The 1,796-nt window shown below is 69.2% G+C and carries 1 protein-coding gene; it reads left to right on the plus strand.

The features are described 5' to 3' along the window. Positions 1-1,796 (plus strand): type I polyketide synthase (locus AN218_RS00020; RefSeq protein ID WP_141747376.1); only part of this gene is annotated, 1,796 nt, incomplete at both ends.

The following is a 1,796-nucleotide window of genomic DNA, read 5'->3' on the forward strand; positions in this document are numbered from 1 at the left end:
CTGCACCCCGCGCTCCTCGACGCCGCCCTGCACGCCATGGCTTTCGACCCGCGCACCGACAACGGTGCGGTGCCGTTCTCATGGCAGGGACTCTCCCTGCACGCATCCGGCGCGACGGCAGTACGAGTACGGCTGACGCGTACCGGCGAGGGACCCATGACACTCGCGGTCGCTTCTCCGTCCGGCGAACTCATCGCGTCGGTCGATGCGTTGGTGACGCGGACCCTGTCGGCCGATCAGATGCAGGGCGATCGCCGAGCCCGGGACGGCCTCTTCGGCATCGACTGGCTGCCGGCATCGGTGCCCGCCGAGGACGCGAGCGCTGCGGTTGCCGGCCGAGTCCATCTCCTGGAGCTTGACGCCTCGCCGACCGGCCTGGCAGCGCATATACGGGAGGCCAACCCGCACATCACGGTGCAACCGCGATCGCACCTTACGGAGCTTGCCGATGTCGAGGGTCCGTCGGTGCCGGGTGTGGTGCTGGTTCCGGTTTCGGGTGGGGCCGATGGTGGTGTGGCGGGTGCCGCGCATGCCGTGACGTCTCGTGTGCTGGGTCTGGTTCAACTGTGGCTGAACGACGCGCGGTTCATGGACAGTCGTCTGGTGTTTGTGACGCGTGGTGCGGTGTCGGGTGTGGATCCGGCGGCGGCTGCGGTGTGGGGTCTGGTGCGTTCGGCGCAGTCGGAGCATCCGGGCCGGTTCGGTCTGCTGGACGTGGACGGTGCGGAGGCGTCGCTTGCGGCGGTGCCGTCCGCGTTGGCGGTCGATGAGCCTCAACTGGCGGTGCGTGCGGGGGAGGTGTGTGTCCCGCGTCTGGCGCGTGTGACGTCCGCTGAGGGTGACGGGGTCGTCTGGGCCGGGGTTGAGGGCTCTGTGCTGGTCACTGGTGGTACGGGTGGTCTGGGTGCGCTGGTGGCGCGGCATCTGGTCTCGGAGCATGGTGTGCGGGATCTGCTGCTCGTATCCCGTCGTGGCCGTGAGGCCGAGGGTGCGGGTGAACTGGTAGCCGAACTCATTGAGTTGGGCGCACGTGCCGAGGTTGCGGCGTGTGATGTGGCGGACCGGGAGGCGCTGTCCGACCTGTTCGCGCAGCACGCGGTCGGTGCGGTGGTGCACGCTGCGGGCGTGCTCGATGACGGTGTCATCGGTTCGCTGACGCCGGAGCGTGTCGATGCCGTGCTGCGTCCGAAGGTGGATGCGGCGTGGAACCTGCACGAACTCACCCGGGACCGCGACCTGTCGGCCTTCGTCCTCTTCTCCTCCGCCGCCGGGATACTCGGGAGCGCAGGCCAGGGCAACTACGCGGCAGGCAACGCGTTCCTTGACGCGCTCGCGCTGCACCGCCGTGAACTCGGCTTGGCTGCTGTGTCGTTGGCGTGGGGTGCGTGGGCGCAGGAGGGCATGCTCGCCGAGGCCGATGCCGAGCGTCTGGCCCGCGCCGGTATGCCGCCGCTGGAGGCGGGTGAGGGTCTGGAGCTGTTCGACGCGGCGCTCGCCACGGACGAGGCGACCATCGTGCCGGTCAAATTCGACCTTCCGGTCCTCAGGGCGCACGGCGAAGTTCTCCCGCTGCTCCGCGGACTGATCCGGGGCCGGTCGCGCCGCACCGTCGCCAGTTCCGAGAACGCCGTCTCTCTCGTCCAACGTCTGAGGAGTCTGGACGACAGCGAGCAGCATGACGTGCTGCTCGCGATGGTGCGTGCCGAGGTCGCAGGCGTACTCGGGCATGTCGGCGGAGAAGCCGTGGAGGCCTCCCGCGCTTTCCAGGACCTGGGTTTCGACTCGTTGACGGCCGT

It is taken from the genome of Streptomyces nanshensis, from assembly GCF_001751255.1.
GTDB lineage: Bacteria > Actinomycetota > Actinomycetes > Streptomycetales > Streptomycetaceae > Streptomyces > Streptomyces nanshensis_A.